At 37.8% G+C, this 22,558-nt stretch carries 19 protein-coding genes; 6 read left to right on the top strand and 13 right to left on the bottom strand.

The window, feature by feature from the left end:
• Window positions 1-16 precede the first annotated feature (16 nt).
• The 5 genes from ACJVDK_RS07970 to ACJVDK_RS07950 all read right to left on the bottom strand — a co-directional run bounded on the left by ACJVDK_RS07970 (window position 17) and on the right by ACJVDK_RS07950 (window position 5,573).
• Complete coding sequence (locus ACJVDK_RS07970; RefSeq protein ID WP_443939750.1) at window positions 17-550, bottom strand: hypothetical protein; 534 nt, start codon at window positions 548-550, stop codon at window positions 17-19.
• A gap of 58 nt (window positions 551-608) precedes the next feature.
• Window positions 609-2,873 (bottom strand): patatin-like phospholipase family protein, encoded by a 2,265-nt coding sequence (locus ACJVDK_RS07965; protein WP_443939749.1) that lies wholly within the window; start codon window positions 2,871-2,873, stop codon window positions 609-611.
• 82 nt (window positions 2,874-2,955) lie between these two features.
• Window positions 2,956-3,429, bottom strand: coding sequence for a TspO/MBR family protein (locus ACJVDK_RS07960; protein WP_443939748.1), 474 nt, complete (start codon window positions 3,427-3,429; stop codon window positions 2,956-2,958).
• A gap of 45 nt (window positions 3,430-3,474) precedes the next feature.
• Window positions 3,475-4,824, bottom strand: coding sequence for a M20/M25/M40 family metallo-hydrolase (locus ACJVDK_RS07955; protein ID WP_443939747.1), 1,350 nt, complete (start codon window positions 4,822-4,824; stop codon window positions 3,475-3,477).
• Window positions 4,825-4,949: 125 nt separating this feature from the next.
• A complete protein-coding gene (locus ACJVDK_RS07950; RefSeq protein WP_443939746.1) occupies window positions 4,950-5,573 on the bottom strand; it encodes a hypothetical protein in 624 nt (207 codons plus the stop codon).
• 201 nt (window positions 5,574-5,774) lie between these two features.
• On the opposite strand from ACJVDK_RS07950, the gene ACJVDK_RS07945 reads away from it, so the two are divergent.
• Together ACJVDK_RS07945 and ACJVDK_RS07940 are read left to right on the top strand one after the other, a co-directional pair.
• The gene (locus tag ACJVDK_RS07945; protein ID WP_443939745.1) at window positions 5,775-6,476 is read left to right on the top strand and encodes a LytR/AlgR family response regulator transcription factor; all 702 of its coding nucleotides are present in this window, start codon (window positions 5,775-5,777) and stop codon (window positions 6,474-6,476) included.
• 299 nt (window positions 6,477-6,775) lie between these two features.
• Entirely contained in the window at window positions 6,776-7,036 is a 261-nt protein-coding gene (locus ACJVDK_RS07940; protein ID WP_443939744.1) for a hypothetical protein, read from the top strand.
• An 83-nt stretch (window positions 7,037-7,119) separates the two neighbouring features.
• Here the strand turns inward: ACJVDK_RS07940 and ACJVDK_RS07935 are convergent, their stop codons facing one another.
• The 7 genes from ACJVDK_RS07935 to ACJVDK_RS07905 all read right to left on the bottom strand — a co-directional run bounded on the left by ACJVDK_RS07935 (window position 7,120) and on the right by ACJVDK_RS07905 (window position 17,535).
• Complete coding sequence (locus ACJVDK_RS07935; protein WP_443939743.1) at window positions 7,120-8,235, bottom strand: thioredoxin-like domain-containing protein; 1,116 nt, start codon at window positions 8,233-8,235, stop codon at window positions 7,120-7,122.
• Between the two features lie 7 nt (window positions 8,236-8,242).
• Entirely contained in the window at window positions 8,243-9,373 is a 1,131-nt protein-coding gene (locus tag ACJVDK_RS07930) for a thioredoxin-like domain-containing protein (protein WP_443939742.1), read from the bottom strand.
• Window positions 9,374-9,399: 26 nt separating this feature from the next.
• Window positions 9,400-10,368 (bottom strand): discoidin domain-containing protein, encoded by a 969-nt coding sequence (locus ACJVDK_RS07925; protein WP_443939741.1) that lies wholly within the window; start codon window positions 10,366-10,368, stop codon window positions 9,400-9,402.
• 18 nt (window positions 10,369-10,386) lie between these two features.
• Complete coding sequence (locus ACJVDK_RS07920; protein WP_443939740.1) at window positions 10,387-11,760, bottom strand: RagB/SusD family nutrient uptake outer membrane protein; 1,374 nt, start codon at window positions 11,758-11,760, stop codon at window positions 10,387-10,389.
• A 10-nt stretch (window positions 11,761-11,770) separates the two neighbouring features.
• Window positions 11,771-15,295, bottom strand: coding sequence for a SusC/RagA family TonB-linked outer membrane protein (locus ACJVDK_RS07915; RefSeq protein WP_443939739.1), 3,525 nt, complete (start codon window positions 15,293-15,295; stop codon window positions 11,771-11,773).
• Between the two features lie 357 nt (window positions 15,296-15,652).
• The gene (locus ACJVDK_RS07910; RefSeq protein ID WP_443939738.1) at window positions 15,653-16,843 is read right to left on the bottom strand and encodes a FecR family protein; all 1,191 of its coding nucleotides are present in this window, start codon (window positions 16,841-16,843) and stop codon (window positions 15,653-15,655) included.
• Between the two features lie 98 nt (window positions 16,844-16,941).
• Window positions 16,942-17,535, bottom strand: coding sequence for an RNA polymerase sigma factor (locus ACJVDK_RS07905; protein WP_443939737.1), 594 nt, complete (start codon window positions 17,533-17,535; stop codon window positions 16,942-16,944).
• Window positions 17,536-17,837: 302 nt separating this feature from the next.
• Between ACJVDK_RS07905 and ACJVDK_RS07900 the strand changes: the two genes are divergently transcribed.
• Window positions 17,838-18,068, top strand: a complete 231-nt coding sequence (locus ACJVDK_RS07900; RefSeq protein WP_443939736.1) for a hypothetical protein — start codon at window positions 17,838-17,840, stop codon at window positions 18,066-18,068.
• 61 nt (window positions 18,069-18,129) lie between these two features.
• Complete coding sequence (locus ACJVDK_RS07895) at window positions 18,130-19,653, top strand: L,D-transpeptidase family protein (RefSeq protein WP_443939735.1); 1,524 nt, start codon at window positions 18,130-18,132, stop codon at window positions 19,651-19,653.
• A gap of 4 nt (window positions 19,654-19,657) precedes the next feature.
• Here ACJVDK_RS07895 and ACJVDK_RS07890 read toward each other — a convergent pair whose 3' ends face one another.
• Window positions 19,658-20,458, bottom strand: coding sequence for a murein L,D-transpeptidase catalytic domain family protein (locus ACJVDK_RS07890; protein WP_443939734.1), 801 nt, complete (start codon window positions 20,456-20,458; stop codon window positions 19,658-19,660).
• Between the two features lie 234 nt (window positions 20,459-20,692).
• Here ACJVDK_RS07890 and ACJVDK_RS07885 point away from each other — a divergent pair, with 234 nt between their 5' ends.
• The gene (locus ACJVDK_RS07885; protein ID WP_443939733.1) at window positions 20,693-21,802 is read left to right on the top strand and encodes a BNR repeat-containing protein; all 1,110 of its coding nucleotides are present in this window, start codon (window positions 20,693-20,695) and stop codon (window positions 21,800-21,802) included.
• 35 nt (window positions 21,803-21,837) lie between these two features.
• The gene (locus ACJVDK_RS07880; RefSeq protein WP_443939732.1) at window positions 21,838-22,056 is read left to right on the top strand and encodes a hypothetical protein; all 219 of its coding nucleotides are present in this window, start codon (window positions 21,838-21,840) and stop codon (window positions 22,054-22,056) included.
• Window positions 22,057-22,558 lie beyond the last annotated feature (502 nt).

Below are 22,558 nucleotides of genomic sequence, written 5' to 3'. Positions count from 1 at the left end.
GGCAAACTTCCTAACGCTAAAATAGATTTTTTAAACCATCGAAAATACTTTCAAAAAAGGTTGATAAGTTTAAGCCGTTGCTGTGATTAAAATAGATGAAGAGTAAGAAGAAGATAACGGCAAAAATTATCAATCGACGAAAGGCAAAAGCAATAATTAAAACAATTATTGGAATCAAAAATAACCATAGACTATTGATGCTGTAGGGGGTTAAATCGCTATCTTTTTTATATACATACACCAATTTGCTGTGTGTACCCTTATCATTTTGATGCTTAATGTAAACAAAAGTTGATTTATCAATTGCCAAAGGCAATACGGCTATGCCATCGTTAAATTTTAAAGTTTGTGTGAAACCACTAACAGAAAAGGTATAAAGGCCATTAATGTTCTCATTCGGTTGATTTAAGGTGTCGGCCGCAATAATGGCCAATTTGCTGTTTTTGAGTAAATTTTCTTTCACCAAAAAGTTATTGATGGTCGCATTGTTTTGAGCAGAAGCGTAAAAGCAACCAAAAAGCAGAAATACGATTAAAATAGCATTTTTCATTTTTGTAAGATTTAAAGGAAGGAAAATCTTTTTTAGGACATTTAGCGCCAAATCCAGATTATTCCATCGAGCGTTTATTGTAAATTAAATAGCCAATATGCAATAATACACCATTTCTTTTAATTGAGTCATTGTATCCGATATAACTTAAATTAATAGGGCCGAATGGTGTGTGATAAACTAATCCCGCACTGCCGGCATACCGCAGTTTTGTAATGGGTTTTTCAAGTGTAACGTCTTGTAGTCCAACTAATTTATATTCTCGGTACGGTAAAAACAAATATCCTTCCAAACGCATATCTAAATTTTTATAAAGCGCATAAATATTTTTTAATCCGCCGGCAGCATAGGTTGTGGCTCTAAATTTGTCGAGAAAAAGCGACCTGCTGTCTTGCATTGGATAAAAGGTTGGAGCGGCCAGCAAGGTGCCGTAATAGGTGCTATAAAGTGGTTGATTGGATAATACCCCTTCTAATAAATACCCCAATGTATATCGATTCGAATGAAAGAAATAGTTTTCCTGACTCATTTTTATGTTAAACCAATGTCTCAAGTAACTGCTTGGACCCTGCTGAACATAACCGGGCGTGTTTCGAAAAATATTGCCTGGAGAATAATTTTCTCGTCCTGTTGAGTAGCTCATACTGAGCGTAAAACTTTGCCCGCGGTTGGCATATTGCTTTCGGTTCAAGGAGTTTTTTTCAAGATTTAACGCTGTTTTGAATCCGTTAAATACCGTTCTGTCAAATTCATCTCCCGAGTTAAAGGTATTGTTTGGGCTGTATTTATCGTAATTGTTGATGAATGAAGTGTGTAAAATAAGTTTAGTGTTGTAGTTAAGTGGTAGCCCCATTTTAAGGTCTATTTTCCGGTCAGATTGGTCTAAATAGGTTGCTTGCGGGTTCTTTATAAATATTTCACTGGTGTTGTAGTAGTTCCAATGATTATAGGTTAAATCGGCTGCTAAGAAGAGCGGTAATCGGGTTGGGAAATCAATGCGGCCACCCAGTTGAAAAGACTCGTAAAATCGACCTGAATAAAAATTCGTTCCAAATGTATAAGCCTTTCTATTAAGATAATTGTATTCCAAGCCTAAAAATACATTGCTGATGGGACGCGTAGAAATGTTGCCACCAATGCCAAATTTGAAGCTTTTTTTGGGCTGCGCAACAATTTCAAAGATATACGATTCCGATAAAGCATCGTAGGTAATTTTCGGGTAAACGGTTTCAAAGGTTTGATCGGCAACCAGTTTGTAGTAACTTCTTTTAACATCGGCCAAGCTAAAACTTTTTTCTTTTGCATTAAAAAGACGTTCTACGTATTTCTTTTGTTGGCTGTTTACGCCCGTGACTTCGATTTTGTTAAACTGTAGTGTTGTTTTCTTTGCGTTAAAAGCAGCTCTTTTTTTACGCAATTCTTCGTCGCTTATGCGCGTGGAAATTAATGCCATAATTTTAGGCATTTCGGCCATTGCAGCATCGTATCCGGTTTTGATTAAGGCCGCAACTGGTTCAAAATTGGTCGAACTGAAATTGCTAATATCAGGTTGAATATAAATACCATCTTTTCCAACAGAAGTGGAATCTGATTTTGATAAAAGCATGTAAATCAATGATCGGTTTAACAACTTATCGTCTTCGTTTTTAGGGTACTCGGTATAGGTTTTAGAGGAGACGTTAACCCCGACAATGTAATCGGGTTTAAACTCTTTTTGCATGATATCCGCTGGAAAATTATTGTAGATTCCGCCATCAAAAACGTACTTTCCATTCAGTTTTATAGGTCGATAGACAATTGGAACGGTCATGGTTCCGCGTACCGCATCTGCTAAGTTACCTTTATTTACTGCGATACTTTCTTGTGATAATACGTCAGAAACCATGCATCTATAGGGAACAAAAAGCTGGTCAAAATTATTTTTTGCAGCAGCAGAGGCCTGCGAAAAAAGCTCGAGAAAGGCGAAGTTTAGAGGGATATCATTAATTAGGTTAGAGCGAAAATTAAAGTGGAACCCCGTATCTATCGTCATTTTTGCGTTGAGAATAGAGGCGTTGGCGTCACTTTTTTGATAGTAATTGGTGTAATCACTGGTATATCGACCGTTTACCCAATTTTGAAAATCGTTGCTGAGCGCAATCTTTTCAATCTCTAAAGGGGTATAACCTGCGGCATACATGGCGCCCACAATGCCGCCCATGGAAGTGCCTGTAATGTAATCAATAGGGATGTGGTTTTCTTCAAATGCTTTTAAGACGCCAATATGTGCCAATCCTTTAGCGCCACCGCCGCTAAAAACAAGCCCAACTTTTTGGGCATGCACGTGTGTAAGGCAGAGAACGAAGGGAAGTAGCAAGTAATATTTAATTGAAATCACACCCTAAAATAAGGGTTTTCCTTGAGAATCAATTCAAAATGAAAATGTTATAAGTTAAAAATGATGCAAATGTTACCCATAAAATATAAGGAATGAATAAGAAACCTGCCCACTTGTGTATCTTATAAAATAAGTAAGCATTAAAAATTACCACAATCAATAAAAGAATAATCTCGGCCAAAGCGAAACCAATTTCGTGCAGGTAAAAGAAGATAAATGACCAGGCAAGATTTAAAATTAATTGAATCAGGTAAATTGCTATTGTGCGCGGAAAATGTTGGATAGTTTTACGCTTGGTCCAAACAAGATAGGCCGCAATTCCCATGAGGATGTATAAGCTGGTCCAAACAGGTGCAAAAATTGCATTGGGCGGATTAAAAGAAGGCTTATTGAGGGTTGGGTACCACGTATGGATAGATTGAGCAGTTGCCCAACTTCCTAAAGCACCTATTCCTAACGGGAGGGCAATGTTTAAAATAAAAGCTAGCGGTTTAAATTTCATGGCAAAATTTCTAAGATAAACAGCCGATAGAAAGAAAAGTTTGCTTTAACGCCCAATTCCTGGTACCACAGGTAAACTTTCGTTTCCATTCTCGTTTACACTTTGCACAGCAAAAAGGTAGTTGTCTTTGCTGTAGGGTAGGCGCATTTCGGTGGCGGTGGTAAAAAATTTCTTTTGCCAATTTGCTTCGCTGGTTTCGCGCATCAGTACGTAATAGCCTTTAGCTTGTCCGGTTGAGGGAGCTTTCCAATAAAGGTAAGAGGCATTGCTTAGGTTTTTTACATCAATTTTCACCTCGTTTGGTACAGCAGGGGCGGAAGCTAAATTGGCCAATACCGAAATGTTTGCAGCTGTATTTTTGCGCAAATATTCAAAATCCATGAATTCCTGTAAATCGCCGTATCGAACGCCTTTTTCGGTGCGCAAATCTTGGTGTTGGTGATCAAAATTCTCATTCATTTCGGTAATTCGAACGGCGGCGAAACCATTCTCAACAAAAGGAGTGTGATCGCCACCGCGTAAGAAACGATCGTTGCGGTAAATAAGCTTTACTTCCAATTGATCTACGTAGCGTTCGGCAATTTCTTTTACGTATCGGGCTAATTGACGGCTTTTTCCATCATTTTCTAAACCGTATTGACGAATGGCCTTTGCATTTTTTTCGAGCTCAAAAGCAGGTAAGCCTTCGCTAAATACGCGTAAACGCGTGTTGTCAATTACTTGAGTTTCGCTGCTGTTGTTGCTGCCAATCATGTCATTGTTTAGCATCGCTTCTAGCTGCCAGCCTTCTTTTTTTGCTTTTGCGGCCATAAAACCCGAGCCCAGTAAAGATTGCTCTTCGCCACTTACGGCAACAAAAATAACGGTTGCACCAAATTTAAAGCGACTCATAATCCGTGCGGCTTCAATCACTCCCGCCACACCGCTTCCATCATCGTTGGCTCCAGGGGCAGCGCTGGTTCGGTTCATCACATCTGTAACACGGCTATCCAAATGGCCACTTACCACAAAAACACGTTTATCCATTGGGTCTGTTCCTTTTAAAATAGCCACCGCATTGCCCAAAAGAGTTGGTTTATCAATCCTCTTTCCATCTGGTTGAAACGTAACGGTATCTAAATAAGCGGTTAAACGTCCATCGCTCTGCGCAGAAAAGGATTGAAATTTGCTAACGACCCAATTGCGGGCTGCACCAATTCCGCTCGACTTACTTTTGATATCACTCAATGTATTTCGTGTACCAAAAGAAACCAATTTAGAAATGTAGCTTTTCAGCGAATCTTGATTTACGCTTTTAACCATTTTTTCAATGGATTCATTTCTATTGATGGTGGTTTGTGCTCGCGCAGTAAACAATGAAAGAGCAAGCAAAGCGGAAATGTAAATTTTCTTCATTCGGACGTATTTGAGAACACTAAAATATCGAAAAGTATAGCGGTTTAGGAGGAGAATTCTGTAACAATTTTGCACATAAAAAAGCCCCTTGATTTTTCAAGAGGCTATATTAGGATAGATTTTGATTACTTTGTTAAGGTGTTGCTTGTTTCTTTTGAAACAACCCAATTACCGAAGGTTTTTTTTGTTGAATTTTTAACAGCATTAGCCGAAATATTGCCCACTACAGTTAAGAAAGCTTTTTCTGGTGTGATTTGAGCATAAAACTCTTGCACATCGTTTAATGTAAGTGCTTGGATGCTTTTCTCGTTAACGGTTTGGTCGTAGTCGTAGCTATGTGATTTTAAACTGGCTAATAATTTGCTTTTTGCGGCATCAAAAGTTTGTTGGTTAATTTTTGCATCTTGAATAAGTTGAGAGAATTTAGCCAAATCTTGTTCGAAATTTGTAGCAGAAGTGCTTAATTTTCCGCTGTTATCGTTAAAACGAGCTTGAATGTTTGCATCAACGCTTTCGTTGATAACGCCGTTGGTTAATTCAATAATTCCGTCTTTTTTTGAGGTAAAATCTGTTTCATTTAAGGTGAACGAAGCAAAAGTATTAGCTGATTTATCGTTTTCAGATACTAGAACAGTCATGCCGTTTTTTAACTTGAAATTTACAGGCTCTTTAAAGGTTGTTTGCGCTTTGGTGTTTAAAAATAATAATGTACAAAGGGTAAAAGGAACGATTTTTTTTAAAAGGATCATTTTTTTTATATTGTTTATGAATAAATAATTAGAGTGCGTCCTTTTAGTTTTTTTTGTATTAATGCTTTATTTTTCAGTCACATATACGATGCAAAATTAAGGATGGTTTTTTATAATTCAAGTTTTTGTTCATTTTATTCAGTATAAAAACCACTCTAATTTTGTGTATCTTTCCATGTGTTTTAATCATCTAAACCCCATATGACGAAATGCTTAATTGTTGACGACGACAAACTTTCTAGACTAATACTTAAGCAATTGATAAAAATCGATGATTCGCTTGAGTTAGTGGCTGAATGTACAGATGCAGAAGAAGCTTTTAAAAGTATTGAATCGCAGGCCATCGATGTGTTGTTTTTAGACATCGAGATGCCAGGGATGTCGGGCATCGAGTTAGTAAAAGGCCTAGGAACACAAACTCCATACATTGTTTTTATTAGCGCTAAAAAAGAGTACGCTGCCGATGCATTCGATTTAAGCGTGGTAGATTTTTTAGTAAAACCAGTTACTCCTGATCGCTTTTTAAAAAGCATTTTAAAAATAAAGGAACTCATTAGAAATAAAACGGAGGTTGTTTTCGCTCAGAAAAAAGATGAGTTTATTTTTATTCGCGATGGTCATGTAATTCGTCGGTTAAAATTAAACGATATAGGCTATTTAGAAGCGAAAGGAGATAAAGTAAAAATTTTTACTCAGGATAAAGTGTATTCGATCCATTCTTCTTTAAAAGGAGTTGAAGAAAAGCTACCTACCGATGTTTTTTTAAGAGTACACCGTTCATTTATCATAAACGTAGGTAAAATAGATTTGGTAGAAGGAAGTACACTTATTATACAGAATAGTTTTGTGCCTGTATCCGATGCCTATAAAGCCATTTTAACGAAACGAATGCAAATATTATAATCGGTTTTTTTTGAATAAATCGCCTCTATTTTCGATTATTAACCAGATTAATTTTGTGTTAATCTTTTGGTTTTTTAATAATTTATTTGTGTAAGTTGTTTTTATTCAGTAGTTTAAGGTGTTATTTCCTGCTGAAGCCCTATTTTTCTATTTAATTAGCTACATCTGATAAAATATTTTATGTCAAAGTTTAAACTATCATTTACCAAAGAAGTGATTAAATCAGCTCCCATGGCCTAGAACTTTTAAGCTAGGTTTAATTCTGGTAAAATCATTTTATATGAAAAATCTATAAACCTATGAAAAGCAAACTAAAACACGTAAAGCGACTCAACGCATCCATTACCAATTGGATTATTAAATTTGAAAAATTGGGTTACAACTTCGATTTTAAAAAAGTAAGCGACAAAGATTTTCTGTGCATTCAGAACAATAAACGTTTTCCTAAAGAGTCGTTAATTATTGATGCGGTAAAATTGGGCAGAAATAAGCACCACTCGCTTGAAACAATTGAGACGGATACCGGTGATAAAGGTCTTCTTTTAACGGAAATTTTCTGATATATTTTTTCAAGGAATCCTGTGCACAAAAATGTAGCTTAAAGCAAAAAGGTCGCGCAATTTGCACAACCTTTTTAACAATGCTATTTCATGTAACCAGCAATGAGTTTATTTACATTTTCCCCTCGTAAGTCTTTCGCAATTATTTTCCCGGAAGGATCAATCAAGACATTCTGGGGAATTGCTGAAATCCCTAACCGAACGGCAATTTCTGTTTTGAAACCTTTTAGATCGCTTACCTGAATCCAAGGCATTTTGTCTGTTTGTACAGCAGTCAACCAGTTTGCTTTTGCGTCATCCAAAGAAACACTCACAATTTCTAAACCTTTATCTTTTAATTCGCTATAGGCTTTAAGTAAGAATGGGTTTTCAGCTCTGCATGGCACGCACCAACTTGCCCAAAAATCTACCAAAATGTATTTTCCTTTTAAAGATGAAAGTGTAAAGGATGTACCTTTTGTATCTGGTAAAGTAAAATCAATGGTTTTTCCAATGGCAAATTGTTTTGCTTTGTCAAGTTTTGCGGTAATTTTTTTTCCTGTAAAACTGGCAAGAACATCTTTGCTTAATTTCGCGTACATGGGTTCAAATTTAACCACGTCAATAACAGACATTTTGTTTGATAAGATTAAATCACCGCTAACGTATGAATCTGAATGTTCAGCAATAAAGTTATCCAATGTACTTTCCATTTTTTCCATAAGAGGTTTTGCATCAATAGAGATTTGCTTAAGTTCAGCAGAATCTTTTGCAGCTTTTGCCTTGTAATATCGCGCAACAATTGCTTTGTATTGTTCTTGTAACGGATCCATCTTTGCATGATACGCAAGATTATCTTCTTGAACTTTAGTTCCTGTAACAGACGCGGTGCGGATACTATCTGTTCCGGTAACAACTGTATTCCCTTTTGCTAGATAAAATTCTATAAAATCGGGATTGTTTTTCTTAGAACCTTCAATTTGTGCAGGTTTTAGTTCTAAATAGGCCTTGTTTCCAAAAGCAGTAAATCCACTAAAAGAGAATTTTCCGTTTTGTATGTTTGTACTGTCTTTTGTGTTTTTACCTTCTGCATTAACATAATTTAAAAGCACTTTTTTATTGCTTTCGCTGGACGTTAATTTTCCATTTATGGTAAATTTATCTTGTGCCTTGCTCGCAAAAGTAAGTAAGGTGAATGCGGCGATTATCGTATATTTCATTCCTGTGTTATTTTATAATTTTTTTCAACTGTTCTGTTAAATCTTCCCCTCTTAAATTTTTAGCGATGATTACTCCTTTGGGATCAATGAGTAAGTTTTGTGGTACAGAGTTGATACCATACATTACCGCCACTTCATTTTTCCAATATTTTAAATCGCTCACATGAATCCAAGGCATTCCGTCATTTTTGATTGCGTTTAGCCATGCTTCTTTTGATGCATCAAGCGAAACACTCACAATTTCAAAATGATCACCCTTTAATGCATTGTAGGCTTTTACAACATTTGGATTTTCGGCTCGGCAGGGTGCACACCAACTAGCCCAAAAATCAACCAATACATACTTGCCTCTTAATGAAGAAAGTGTAAAAGGTTTGTCGTTTATATCATTTTGAGTGAAGTCTGTCGCTATTGCGCCTTTCTGACGGCGTTTACCAATTTCAATTTTTTCTAGCGCACGCTTGCCAAGCGGAGAGGCTTGTAATTCGGGAGAAAAGCGATAAAACAATGGCTCAACGTCGGCCGCATCAAATTTGCTATCCAATACGTTAAAGGTAAAGGCAGAAAGACCAGCATAGGTATTCAGATGCGTTTCAGCAAAATTTCGGTTGACTTTTTTAATTTCAGCCACAAATGTAGCGATGCTATCACCGGCTTTTTTGCGCTCATCAAGGGTTTTAATATAAGCCCCTGATTGATCCTTTTTACCATAGGTGTTTTGCAATCGTATAATTTGATCGGTTAGCGGAGCTATTAAAGCTTCTCGCTCGCTGTTTTCTTTTTCGGCTACGGATCCTGTTACTTTTGCATTATAAATGGAATCCTTTCCCAGTAGGGTGATTATTGAATTTTCGATAATGAAATCCATTTGATCGCCTTTCGAATTCGAATGTATTGCTCCCTTTCTTTTAACCGCAACCAACACTGTTTGTGGTTCAGCTACTTGTCCTGTAAAGGTAAATTTGCCATTTTTGATTTCTATCGAATCAGTTTCTTGCCATTTGGCATCTTTTAAAAACACCAAATACGCTTTGGCAGGTTGTTTTATTAGAGGTATTTCACCTTTTATGGTATAGCCTTTTTGTGCGGATGCTATAAATGGGGCTATGGTTAATAGTGAAATGAGTAGGTTTTTCATTTTTAAATGTTTATGAATTTTTTCCATTAGTTTCTTAATAATATTCCACCTACAAAACCAATGCTGTATGTAAGTGTTCCTGATTTATAAGGAGTTGCGCTTAAAATTGTGAAACGGAGATAACGGGCGGTTGTTAAAGACGGAAGCGCTATCGTTTGTTTCTTTAGCGGGTTGTCAATATTTACCGTGTAGGTCCCATTATCTGTCCAAGTGGTTCCGTTTAAACTGGTTTCTATTTTGGCCGAAGTCGTGTACCCTCCAACGGTAGATGTTACAGCTGTTGGAAAGAAATAATCCAAACCAGAGAAGTTCGTGCTTCTGCCAAAATCGATACTGACCCATTGCGGTAAGGAAACGGTTGTGGCGCTAGCCCAGTACGTAGTTCCTGTTGCGGCATCTATCGCTCGACTGGCGGTGTTTGTACCAGAGGTTGAAGAAGCGGTTGCGGTTAATGTAAATCCCGAATGATCTACGTATAGAGCCTCACCTGTTTTGAAAACGTAATAGACCACTCTGCGTGTTTTTGGGTCTTGCTTTTTCCCATCGATAGAAGCAATAACGAGCGGGAGAACGTAGGTGCTATTTGCTTTTAAATCTGTTTGATAGCTTAAGTTTAATATAGCAGCCTCTGAAGTATTATTCCCGGGAGCCAAAGCAACTGTTGATTTGTAATATAGATAAGATCGGGTAGGAAGGAGCAAGGCAGCGTTCCCATATTTTGCTCTATAGTCAATGATTTTTGTGGTATCGGTTGCAAAAGTAATGTAATGCGTGTCAGAAGAAACACTTCCCTCTAAAGAAGCTTTCATTTCTAAGCTAATAAGCGATACTTCTTTTATGTTTAACGTATTGGTAACTACTTCCGTTGTTTGTGGGAGATTAAAACTTACGCGTCCATCCGCAAGTGTTTCGCGAGTAGCCTCCTCTTTTTTACAAGCAGAGATTAACACGAATAAAATTAATAGGCCCGATATATTGAATTTAATGGTATTCATTTTTTTTCGTTTTTGGGGTTATGGATTTTGTATCATATCCGGATTGAAAGCCAATACTTGGATGGGTATTTGCAAGGTATATTTGCTGCTATGAGGTTCTAAAGTAGCAATTACCGTATTTTGTGCATTGGTTCGTTGAACCAGTGGCATACTGTTTTCACTATCGAATCTACGCATATCAAACCAGCGTAAACCATGAAAGGGAAGTTCTCTTCTTCTTTCTGCTAATACTTCTGTTAAAACAACATTTTGATCGGTAGCACTAAAATCTCTGCTGGATACTGGCGTTCCGGTGTATCTGTTTCTACGCACTTCGTTTAAATGACTGAGCGCCACAGCAAGGTTATTATTGCGTGCGGCTACTTCAGCAGCGATTAAGCGCATTTCTTGAACAGATGTACCCGAATTGGTTAATTGAAAAGCAGGGGTAACAGCCGCTGCGTAAAACATCGTGGCTCCTCTACTTGTTCCAGCCCAATTGTAATACAGTACCGTTCTTCGGGCATCATTTGTCGCAAACATACTTTTAAGTTCTTGGGTTAAAGGCAAACCAAAGGCTACGGATGCTCTTCCATAAATAACATCCGGATGTGATACAACAGTCGTTACAGTAGGGAAGCTTGCCGAATTGGTATAATCAATCATGGTTGCTTTTGTATTGGATAAGGCAAGTTCTGCATACTTTTGTGCTTCCGTGTATTCTCTTCTGTATAAGTAAACGCGTGCTAAAACACTGTAGGCTGCGGCTTTACTTCCTCGAAAACGGGCATTCGTATTGTCTTCAGGAAGGTTGGGAATTGCGGTGTTGATATCCTCAATGATGTGCTGATAAATTTCGGCTGTAGTAGTCCTAGGGGGCGCTTTCTGACTTACATCGTCTGAAGTAACATAAGGGACAGCCAGATCGGTAGCGGCAGTGGCCGGATTATACGGTTTGGCATATTCGTTTACTAAATAGAAATAGGAATGTGCTCGCCCTAACAATGCTTCCGCTTTTATGCTTCTTTTCTGTGATTCGGTACCACCCTCAGCACCATCTATACCCAATATTACGGTGTTAAATAAGCTGATACGTCTGTAATGCTCACCCCATAAATAAGTGGGCGCATTGATATCGGTTGTAAACTGTGGAGCCCAGGTATAAATCAGTTCTGAAAGGGTAGTAGGGGGCGTATTCACATTTTGTAGGTCAATATTATCCGTCATGTAATTCAGGATGTTATCACTGTTGGTTTCAGTAGTGAGTACAGAACTATTTAGCCATAAATCATAATCATTGGTTGTTTTTAACAATTGTTTGCCTTTAGGCTCAACATCAAGGTATTTATCACAACCACTTAAAACTAAACAGCAGAGTAGTAATGGGGTTGCTATATAGGTGAATTTTCTCATGAGTTTAAATTTAAAAGTTGGTGAATATGCCCAGCGTATACGTAGGCGTTAAATACGATTTTGCATAGCTGCCAGTAGCCAAGCTATAGTTATATTTGTTCAGACCAACCGTGTAAAGGTTTGAAACCTGCGCTTTAATTTCAAAGTTCTTAAAGCCCGCTTTCTTAATAAAAGATAGGTTGTTTAATCGGTACGATGCCGTTATATCGCCAATGGTTAAATAATCTCCATCTACAACATAATTATTGTTGTAGCGGTAGGCCCATGATGGATTGGTGGCCGTTAAATCGGTTAGATTTGGGATATCCGTATTCAGCTCATCGCCCGGAACTCTCCAGTAATTATTGGCACCTGATAAAGGTCTATTATCTGATGGGGTTGGTCTTGGAACCCGTACTTTAAACCCACCATAATAGTTAATCATCATAAAGAAGTAGAAGCTTCCAACATCTACACGATTACTTAATCCGGCATTTGTGGTAGGAATGGTGGTTCCAGAATACTGTACCAAGCCAGAATCTTTATTAGACATGGCCATTACCATTGGATTGGTAATTGTACTGGTATTAACTACATAAGAATTTCCATTCGTATCCATAATAATCGGATGACCTTCGTTGTTTAGTCCGGTGGTGTTGTATGAAAACATGGATCCAACCGGATAACCATTCACATATCCAAGCACATCGAGCGCTTGAGGGTCGTAACGCCCTGTTCTAAACACATCAAGGACTTTACTGTTGTTTTTCGCCAATACGATCCCCGTGTTCCAGTTAAATTTAGGTTTCGAAATCCAATCGGCTTTCAAACTAAATTCTACTCCGTTATTTCTAATGGTGGCATAATTTATCAAGGCCGAAGAGGCACCGAGTGTAGGGTCTATGGTTGAATTTCCCATTACATCGGTTGTTTTTTTCGTGTAATAATCAATGCTACCGTTAATGTTTTTAAAAATAGAATAATCCATACCTACGTTGAAATTTTCAGTTTGTTCCCAACGTAGTCCGCTGTTCGCATTAGAAACCAATATCAAAGAGGTTAGGGTAGGCGTAGTAGATACGTTATTTTGAGCTTGTGCAATTACTTGGGGTAACGAAAGCTTCGCGATGTTTCCATTAAATCCAAAAGCACTACGCAGCTTTAATGCTTTTACCCAATCTACATTGCGCATGAAATTTTCTTTATGGATGTTCCAGGCCGCACCTAATGACCATAGTGGTTTGTATTTGTATTTCGGGTCGGTACCAAAAAGGTTCGATTGATCTATACGCATACTGCCGGATAAAGAATAGGTATCGTTATACGAGTAAACGATGTTGGTAAAACCCGATAAAAATCGATCCTCGTTATAGGTTTGATTAAAGAAGTTGGTAAGCAACCCGAGTGTGTTTCCCGTAACAAGCGTTCCCCTAACTGCGGCAACACCATTAAATATAGATGCATAATCTACCGGTTGTTGCAATAAGCTTTGGTCGTTATAGCCAAAGTACGATGCTAAATTTCCTTTACTTAAAATGCTTCGAATTTCTCCTCCTGCAATGGCGTTAATGGAATGATTTCCAAATCGTTTGTTGTAATTTAATTGTGTTCGTGCAGTATATCCTGTTGAACTGGTGTTTTGTTGACGAAGGAAATCGCCATCTGGAATGTTTCTTTTAAACGTTCCGCCGGCAGTTACGGTATAATTATTAACCCAGGCATTTACTTCGGATGAACCTTGTGCGGCTAAGTGTTTGAATTCTGACCTCGACGTTTCATACACTCCACCGAATAATAGATTAAATCCTTTTCCAATGTCGTACGTGAAATTTGCGATTGTTTTGGTGTTTATGGTATTTCCCTTATCGCTAATCGAATAGGCATCAATCAATGGGTAATAGTTTTGGTCTAATAATCCCTGCGACATCATGAAACTGTTGTACACAGGAGCATAACTATTTGAGATGATCGCATTTGGGTTTCCGTTTACATCTTCATAGCGCTCATAAGCTGCGAATTGTGTTGCTGATGGTACTGGAGCTGAATTTGAGCGATTTTCCTGATATTCAGTGGTTAGTTCTAAACTTAATCGTTTGGCCAGTTTAAGGGTCGTTCTACCAGTTAATAAAAATCGTTTATCGTCGTTCAGAATTTCATTTCCCCAGTTACCGCTATAATTCGCCGTGATGTAATAAAGCGCTCCCGGAGAACCTCCCGAAACGTTTAAAGTGTTGGTTTGTGTAACGCCTGTTCTACGAAATAAACGGTTATAGTCGTTAATATTATCGTAATTTGCCAGTTCAGCGAAAGAGCTTTCTGCCTGAGCTGGAGAAATGATGCCTGCACTCAATTGCGATTGAATATAAAAGGGAATAGATCTACGGATATTTCCAACGCCAGGATTGTACAACGTTGCCCAGGTTGAAGGGGTAATGTTTAAGGCTTGGCGTTCGCGATTATAAGTAGAGTTTATGGCAGATGCATTCGGATCCCAGCGGTAACGGTCGTAATTTTCTTTTGGCTTTAAACCAACCGTTGTTCTAAAATTGAATTGAGGTGCACCCGGATTGGCCTGCTTTCTTTCAATGACCATTACTCCGTTTGATGCTCTCACCCCATACACTGTTGCCGATGCGGCATCTTTAAGAATGGTAACCGATTTTATTTCATTCGGGTCAATCATGTCAAGCGTTAATTCTGTTGGATAACCATCTACCACAATTAAAGGACTTTGATTTGCCGACATGGTGGATATACCACGAATGTTGAATAAGGGGCGAGAAGAAGTATTGCCATTCGGATCGGTACTGTTAAATAAAACAGAATTATTAATCATTAAACCAGGCAAACGGTTAACCAATCCGTCAAGAAAATCGCTACTTACACGCGTTTCATATTCTTTTGTCCCGATTTGCGCAATTGCTCCCGTACTTTGTTCCGGCTTGATACGTTGATAGCCGGTATTTACAGTAACAGCAACGTCGCTCAATTGATTTACATCTACACTTAAACGAATAATACCCAGATTTCTTTCTGCCTTGACCTCTTTGGTTTTATATCCAATGTATTTAACGATTAAGGTTGCATTTTCATCCACATTGAGCAATTTAAAAGAACCATCCGCTCCACTTTTAATCATCTGATTTTTCCCTTTTACCGAGATACTGGTTCCAAGAAGTGGTTTATTCGTGGCAGAATCTATTATGGTACCTGTTACATCGATGATTTGAAACAATTCGGTAACACGATCTAAAATACTGATGGGTTTGGCCCTTAAGGTGACGGTATTGTTATTAATCTGATAGGTTATGGGTTGATGACTGAAAATCTGATCTAAAACTTCTTTAAAATCAGTATTTTTTGCCGAAATGCTTACCAGATTTGCTTTGTTAAGAAGTTCAGCAGGTGCAATAAAATTATACCCGCTTTGATTTCGCAAATCTTTAATTACATCAACCAATAGAACATTGGATTTATTCATGCTAATTTTTTGCGCAAAGCCAGCAGCACTAGCTTGCATTAAAGTAGCAATTAAAATGACGGTGGTTAGTCGCATAATACGTGTGATTTTTTGGATATTTTTAAAAATATCCGCCTTTAGGTTTGGTTGTTGATACACTTTGTTTGGTTTTTGACCATCCTTAGTGGGCAATATGAAATTGCCATATTGCGATAACAGGCAATATTTACTAAGTTTGTGTCTGGTTTACTGCGGGTTATTTGCGTCTAGAAACTTCAAAAACCTGCTTTAATAGATTGAATAAGTCGATGCCAATTTTCCATATCCCGGGTCCAAGCGGGGTATGGTTTTTTGCTATCTTCGGTTTAGTTAGTTGTTTGTATTTTTTTCTCCATGCGCTTGGTTTAGGTTTTGTGGGATTATTCCCGATAATTTGTTCGTCTGTTTGTTTATTTATTGAGATACGTAAACTTTCTTTCCTTTGATTTCAAAATGTGCTTTTCCAGTAGCTTCAAGAGAAATTAATACTTTTGATATATTATCAAATCGAGAAACTGAACCCCAAAAAGTTCCTTTTGGTATGCCATCTGTGTAAATAATTTCTACATCGTACCAACGCTCTAACATTCTCATAATTTGTTCAATGTCAAGCACATCAAATACAAAATTGTTGTTCTTCCAAGCGACGGCTAGTTCTGTGTCAACAGGATGTAGATGAATATTCCCGTTTGTATTGATGGCTTGATTACCAGGTGTTAAGATTTTGGATTCTTGACCAGAACTTACTTGTACGCTACCTTCTAATAGGGTCGTTTTAATGTTCGGTTCGTTAGCATAACTGTTAATATTAAAATGCGTCCCTAAAACTTCCACATCTTGTTGAGCCGTTTTTACAATAAATGGATGCGCTTTATCTTTCGCAACCTCAAAATAACCTTCTCCTACAAGCGAAACCTCACGATGCGTTTTCTTAACAAAGCTGGTCGGGTACTTGAGGGATGATTCTGCATTTAGAAAAACTAAACTTCCATCCGGTAGAATAACCTGCATTTGCTCGCCGCGCGTGGTGGATAAGGTATTTATACCGGAAGCCGCTACCTTTTCATCAAGGATTTTATAAATCACTTGGCCAGAAGCATTCTTGTAAATTTGTACGCCAGATTCTTTTGCAATATCGCCTGCCAAAGCATCTTTTATAAGGATTTTCTTGCCATTGGCGAGGGTAAGCGTTGCACCAAATTTACCAGGAGTTACATCGTTTTGATAGGTAATGGATGGTGAGGAATTATCAAAAAACTGAGCGAGAAAATAATAACTCCCAACACTTGCTATCAGGATTAAAGATGCAGCAACGGCTATGCGCGGCCATAATGTAAGTCGCTTGGGTTTTTGAACTACCGTTGTTACAGGCGACGCATCAATCGAGTTTAAAATTTTTGAATGAAGCGCTAAGGCCTTGGTATCGGTTATACTATTTATATTAAATTCAGCCTTCAGAACGGAATCAATATCCTTCGTTAATAAGGCGTCCCATTCTTCTTGGTATAATCCAGCTTCAAGTATTTGCAATACCTGCTTTAGTTCATGTTGGTTGGCTTCCCCGTTGATGTATTTTTGGAAGAGGTTAATAATTTCTTTGTTCAATTCTTCTGCTTTTAATAGGAATACAATTGGCAGGATAAAAGCATCCAGTGAAAAATGAAAAAAAGATTTTTTTTAATAAAATGGTTTTTAGGGTAGGGTCACCTTTGAGTCGAAATAACCGCTAATAAGAGTGCTAAAGCGTTTTTATATCGGATAAATTCCTTAATTAAGGTTAAGGCCTTATTCATGTGTTTGTTAACGGTGCTTTCTGTTATGCCAAGTTCAGCTGCGGCTTGTTTATACGTTAAACCGTTTAAACGACATAAAATAAATACAGCCTTAGGCTGACCCGTTAAGGATTGGATAGCTTCTTTGATGAGAGAATTACTTTCGTTGTACGCAATATTTTGATCCGTCGTATCTTCTGTAGCGGTTGCGTGTTTTCGAATTTCTGAAAGAATGGTTACTTCGTGTTGTGCTCTTTTTAAAACATTTAGGAGCGTTCTTTTGGCGATCGTATATAAATAAGGTTTAAACGGTTTTGAAGAATCAATTTCTTTTCTACTTTCCCATAATTTAACAAAGGTATCGTGCACAATATCTTCTGCCAGGAAGGGTGATTTAGCTGTTCGTTGAATATAATATTTTAATTTTTGAATATTCTGATAATAAAGTATGGTTAAAGCCTCTTGATCACCTTGTTTTAAACGCTCTATTAGCTCTTTTTCGGTAGGTTCATGCTGATCATTCATATTTGCTAGGGACGAATCTAATAAAAAATTAGTTTTTGAGGGTTTTTAAAATGGATGAATACTCGTTTTTTAATGAAGGACGAAATAAAAGTAAAATAATACGAATTAAAAAGCCTAAAAACAATTGTAAATGTTTTGAAAAGTTTTTTAGGGTAATAGAATGCTATAATTTACATTTTCCTCTCGATGAAAAAAATGATAATTGACTATTAAATGCTACGGAAATTAGCGTGCTTAAATCAAATTTACGATTTAAATAAAACAAATTTGGCTAAAAGTTTATTGTAGATAGAAAATACTTTATGAATAAACAAAAACAGTTAACGCCGGATCTTGAGAAATTTATTGAAAAGTTTGAGCCTACAAAATTTAAAATTCTATCCTCGGGTATTGAGATACGGGGGGTAGCGAACATCCATCAAGCCATTGAAAGTGCCCGCACCCTCATCGAAAAATTAAAATTAAAACTTCAGGTTTCGCATCATGCAGAAATGGTAAGCTATAGAGGTTTTGAAGTTACCTTAATCAAATAAACTATCGGCTAAGGGATTTGAAACAACTGTTATCCGTTGATACGTTATTAAAACACATGCTATGAATTTAAAGCAAAATCATACCGCTATTTTATATAGTTTAATTTTCATGTTTAGCATGATGCTATTCCAGAGTTGTAAAAAAAGTAATTCCGATTTAGGCCGTGTGCTGGCTAAAGAAACAGGAAATAAACTATTTAAGGAAATTAGCTTGGACGAATTACAAGAGAAATTACAAGTAGAACTTGATAAGCGTTCACAATCGTTGCGAAATCCTCGATTCACCAAGGCCATGTATGCACAGCACAATTATCAGCCACTGCTTATTGAAAAATATTTTGCAGATAGCGGACTCAAAAAGGCAGCAGCACGCATTTCAAAATCAACTGATCACGGACTTTCGCCAACAATGTTTGGTATAACACGTTTTGATGCCGCTATACAATCAATTTACGAAAAATCGAAGGTAAAGAATTTGGAGGAAGCATACGCTGCTTTGATCAATCTAGAATTAAGTGCAAGTGCTTCTATTGACCATTATAGCGAGGCAATGGATTTTGGGGTGCTGAGTCCGAGGAGAATATTTGCACAATATTATACCAAAACGAAAAGACCCGATACTCTAAGTTTTAATAAAATATATCAAACCAAAAATATCGTTACTTTTTTAGATAGTATTCAACCTGAAGAGGCCGATTACCTTTTTTTGCAAGATGCTTTAAAACAAGCGGTGGTTGCTCCTGCGCATAGTTTAGAAGAAACCAAGCGAATCATTGCCGTCAATATGGAACGCTTACGTTGGAAAAACACACCTACTGAGAATAAATATGTGTGGGTAAATATTCCCGAATTCGAACTTCGAGTAATGGAAAAAGGGAACGTTGCTTTGGAAATGAAAGTATGTGTGGGCGAAGGCCGCAATACACAATCGGCACCTGCCCTTGAAGAATACGACGAAGATGATCTTAAAAAGGATAGGCCGTTCAATAGGGAAACACCACAATTGAAGAGTATGATTCACAGTGTTCAGGTGAATCCGGTTTGGAACATTCCTGAAAGTATTGCTACCAATGAGATTACCAAATATGCTGCGCAGGATCGCTATTATTTAGAAAACAACAACATCGATGTATTTTACAAGGGCAAATTGGTTGAAGATCCAGAAACCATTGATTGGTCGGCTTCAGATGCAGGCAAAACCTATACCTTTAAGCAACGTCCGGGTGATGATAATTCCTTAGGTAAAATTAAATTCCTCTTTGATAACCAGAGCAGTGTTTATCTGCACGATACACCTGCAAAAGCGGCATTTAACAAGCCTGTGAGAGCCGTAAGTCATGGTTGCGTTCGGGTAGAAAAACCATTAGATCTGGCAAAAGCGCTGTTTGGTGCCGGAGAAAAATTCAATAAAATAAGTCAGGAAATGAAAAGCAAAAATCCCATAGCAGAAAACATCTCATTGCCTGAGCAGGTCCCTGTTTACCTCAGTTATTTTACCTGCTGGAAAGATTCAAACGGAAAATTAATGTTTGCCAATGATGTATATGGGTTGGATGCGGTGTTGTTTACCCATCTGAGCAATTAAAGCATTAATCCGCAAGGGTATAGCTTTGATTTAAGCCAACAGGATTAAATTCATTAAGCACAGCAAGCGACGCAGTTTCTTCGTTTAAATAGGTCGAATGATATTTTTCCTTGCTTTTGTTGATGAATAAAACACTTCCCTCGCCCAAATCGGAGATGAGAACATCGGCATATTTAGGCGATACCGCAGGGCAGCCTTGGCTTCGGCCAAGTCGTCCAAGGGCAGAAATTGTTTCCTCGCTCACATAGGGCGCTCCGTGAATTACAATAGATCTACTTCGGGCATTGTCGTTATAACCCCGATCCATTCCATCCAGTTTTAACGAGCGTCCGTGGGCGCCTTTGTATTCTTCAGCAGTAATGTAAAAGCCTATACTGCTGGTAAAGGAGTCGTTTTTGTTCGAAAATTTTACGGCATCATCTTCGCCACTTCTTTGGCCATGTGCCACCCAGGTATTTAAAACCAAATTCTTGGTTTCTAAATTCAACACGTATAAGCGTTTTTTGGTACTCGATTGATCAAAATCGGCAATGCCTAATAGGCCGTTTTTGGAGATCCTTCCTTCCTTTTTCAAGTTTAAATATCCTGTTAAGGCTTTTTCAAAAACCGGAAAACTTAGGCCTGAATCGCGAAGATGAGCAGAAGCATACAGTGTTTCAGCATATTTTAAATAGGCGAATTTAAAGGTAGGACGAGTGTTGGTTTTTAAATCAGTATTTGGATGCTTGTTTCTGTTCAGAAAAAAAAGAACCGAGAACAAACTAAATAAAAGCAGACCAGAAATCCCTAAAATATACTTTCTCATATGATAAACGTATGGTTAATTAATTAGGTAGGTCTTGTTTCTATAGGCTTAAGGATTGATTGCTACAAATATACCCAGAAATGATTAGTTCTCCAATCTAATGTAAACTGCTGACACTCATATGATGAACGACTGAATGCTAGATTTTTAATCTCCTTTTATCAAACACGTATTATATTGTTATATTCGTTTACAATTATTTTAGTTAATCTCCTTAATCCATTTCTTCAAGCTTTGACAAGGTCATTTTTCAAATTGTGTAAAGTAGCTGTTTTTTTATATCAACCGGCATTCAATTTATTCATCTTCTTTTTTTTAGCCATTGGCTTAACGCATCCTTGTAGGGGCCAACAAACGAATATCGTTACGGTAGATTCAACGGGTTGGGCAAATAATTCGGTCAATACGGTAATTTTTCGCAAAAATTCGTTGGTTACCCATAAAGGATATCAGTATTGTGCCTATTATACTATAGATCAATATATGGTCTTGGCTAAACGGAAAGTGGGGTCGAGTCATTGGGAGATCGTTAAAAGTCAATATAAAGGCGATGCGCGAGATGCACATAAATCAATCAGTATAGCCGTAGATGGTTCGGGGTATGTTCACGTAGCATGGAATCAACACGGAAATCCTTTAAATTATACTAAAGGGATAAAACCCGGTAGCATTGTTTTGGCTGATAAACAAAAAATGACCGGGCAAAAAGAACAAAAAGTAAGCTATCCTGAGTTTTATTGCTTAAAAAATGGTGATTTATTGTTTTTGTATCGTGATGGAAGCTCTGGAAACGGGGATTTAATGATCAATCGATACTCCGTATCCTCAAAAAGCTGGGGGTCGGTGCAAGATGGTTTAATCGATGGGGAAGGTAAACGCAACGCCTATTGGCAAATGGCAATAGATATTCAGGGAACCATTCACCTATCCTGGGTATGGCGTGAAAGTGCCGATGTAGCCAGTAACCACGATTTGTGTTACGCAAAATCCATCGATGGGGGTAAAACTTGGCAAAAATCAACTGGGGAGCGTTACGAATTACCTATGAAAGCGGCAAATGCTGAATATGTTTGTCGGATTCCCCAGAAAAGTGAACTGATTAATCAAACCTCCATGTGTGCAGATGAAAAAGGAAGGATATTAATCGCTACCTATTGGCGCAACCCAAATGAGCATGTCCCGCAATATCATATCATCTTTAATCACACAGGCAAGTGGGAAACACAGCAACTGGATTTTCGTAAAACTCCCTTTTCATTAAGCGGAATGGGAACCAAGAAAATACCCATTTCACGTCCGCAGGTTATAACCTGGAAGAAAAAGGGAAGGCACAAGCGGCATTAATTTTTAGGGATGAGGAGCGGGGAAATAAGGTTTCAATGGCAGTTGTAAACGATCTTGAAAAAGGAAAATATCAATTAGTGGATTTAAATACCGAAGATGTAGGGGATTGGGAACCCAGTTACGATACCACGCTATGGCAAAAGAAACGTGTTTTAAATCTTTTTATACAAAAAGTGAAACAAATTGATGGCGAAGGAAAGGCCAGTGTAGGAACATCTCCTGTGCAGGTTTTAGAATGGAAACCTGTGTTGTAGTATCATTTTCTTTTTACTAAATTTTAGTCCGAAAAGTCAGAGGTCGGAAAGTCCGGCGATAAAATAGTCTAAACGTCTCGAGCTCCGAAAGGGTAGCTTTATTCTGTTTATACAATCAACAAAATAAATCATACGCTGTCATTGAGTGTAGCGATCTCTTAAATAGAAATCTTTTATCGCCTCATGGCCGGCGGGCCTAGTTACTTTTTTCTTGATAATAAAGTAACCAAACAATCAAGGCTTGGATCTGTTGTTGAATAAAGCTAGCAGAAGCTCGATGGCGATAATTTGAGGCCTTGGCTTCGCACTATTCCTTCGCTCGGCTGCAAATTCTCTTGAACAGTAAGAATTTGAACGTTTCTGCAAAGCTTCTTACTGCTTTCTTCGTCCAATCCCGAATACTCGGAATGTACCCCGAAGGTCTCGGGATAAACATCCTAGGCCGGTCCTAGCATGGGGGCTAGCCGAGCACCGAATATTAGAGATGCGTTGTATGCCACCG

This window comes from Pedobacter paludisoli (assembly GCF_052344095.1).
Taxonomy (GTDB): Bacteria; Bacteroidota; Bacteroidia; order Sphingobacteriales; family Sphingobacteriaceae; genus Pedobacter.
Note: the sequence above shows the minus strand (reverse complement) of the source record. Positions and strands in the feature narration are given on the sequence as shown.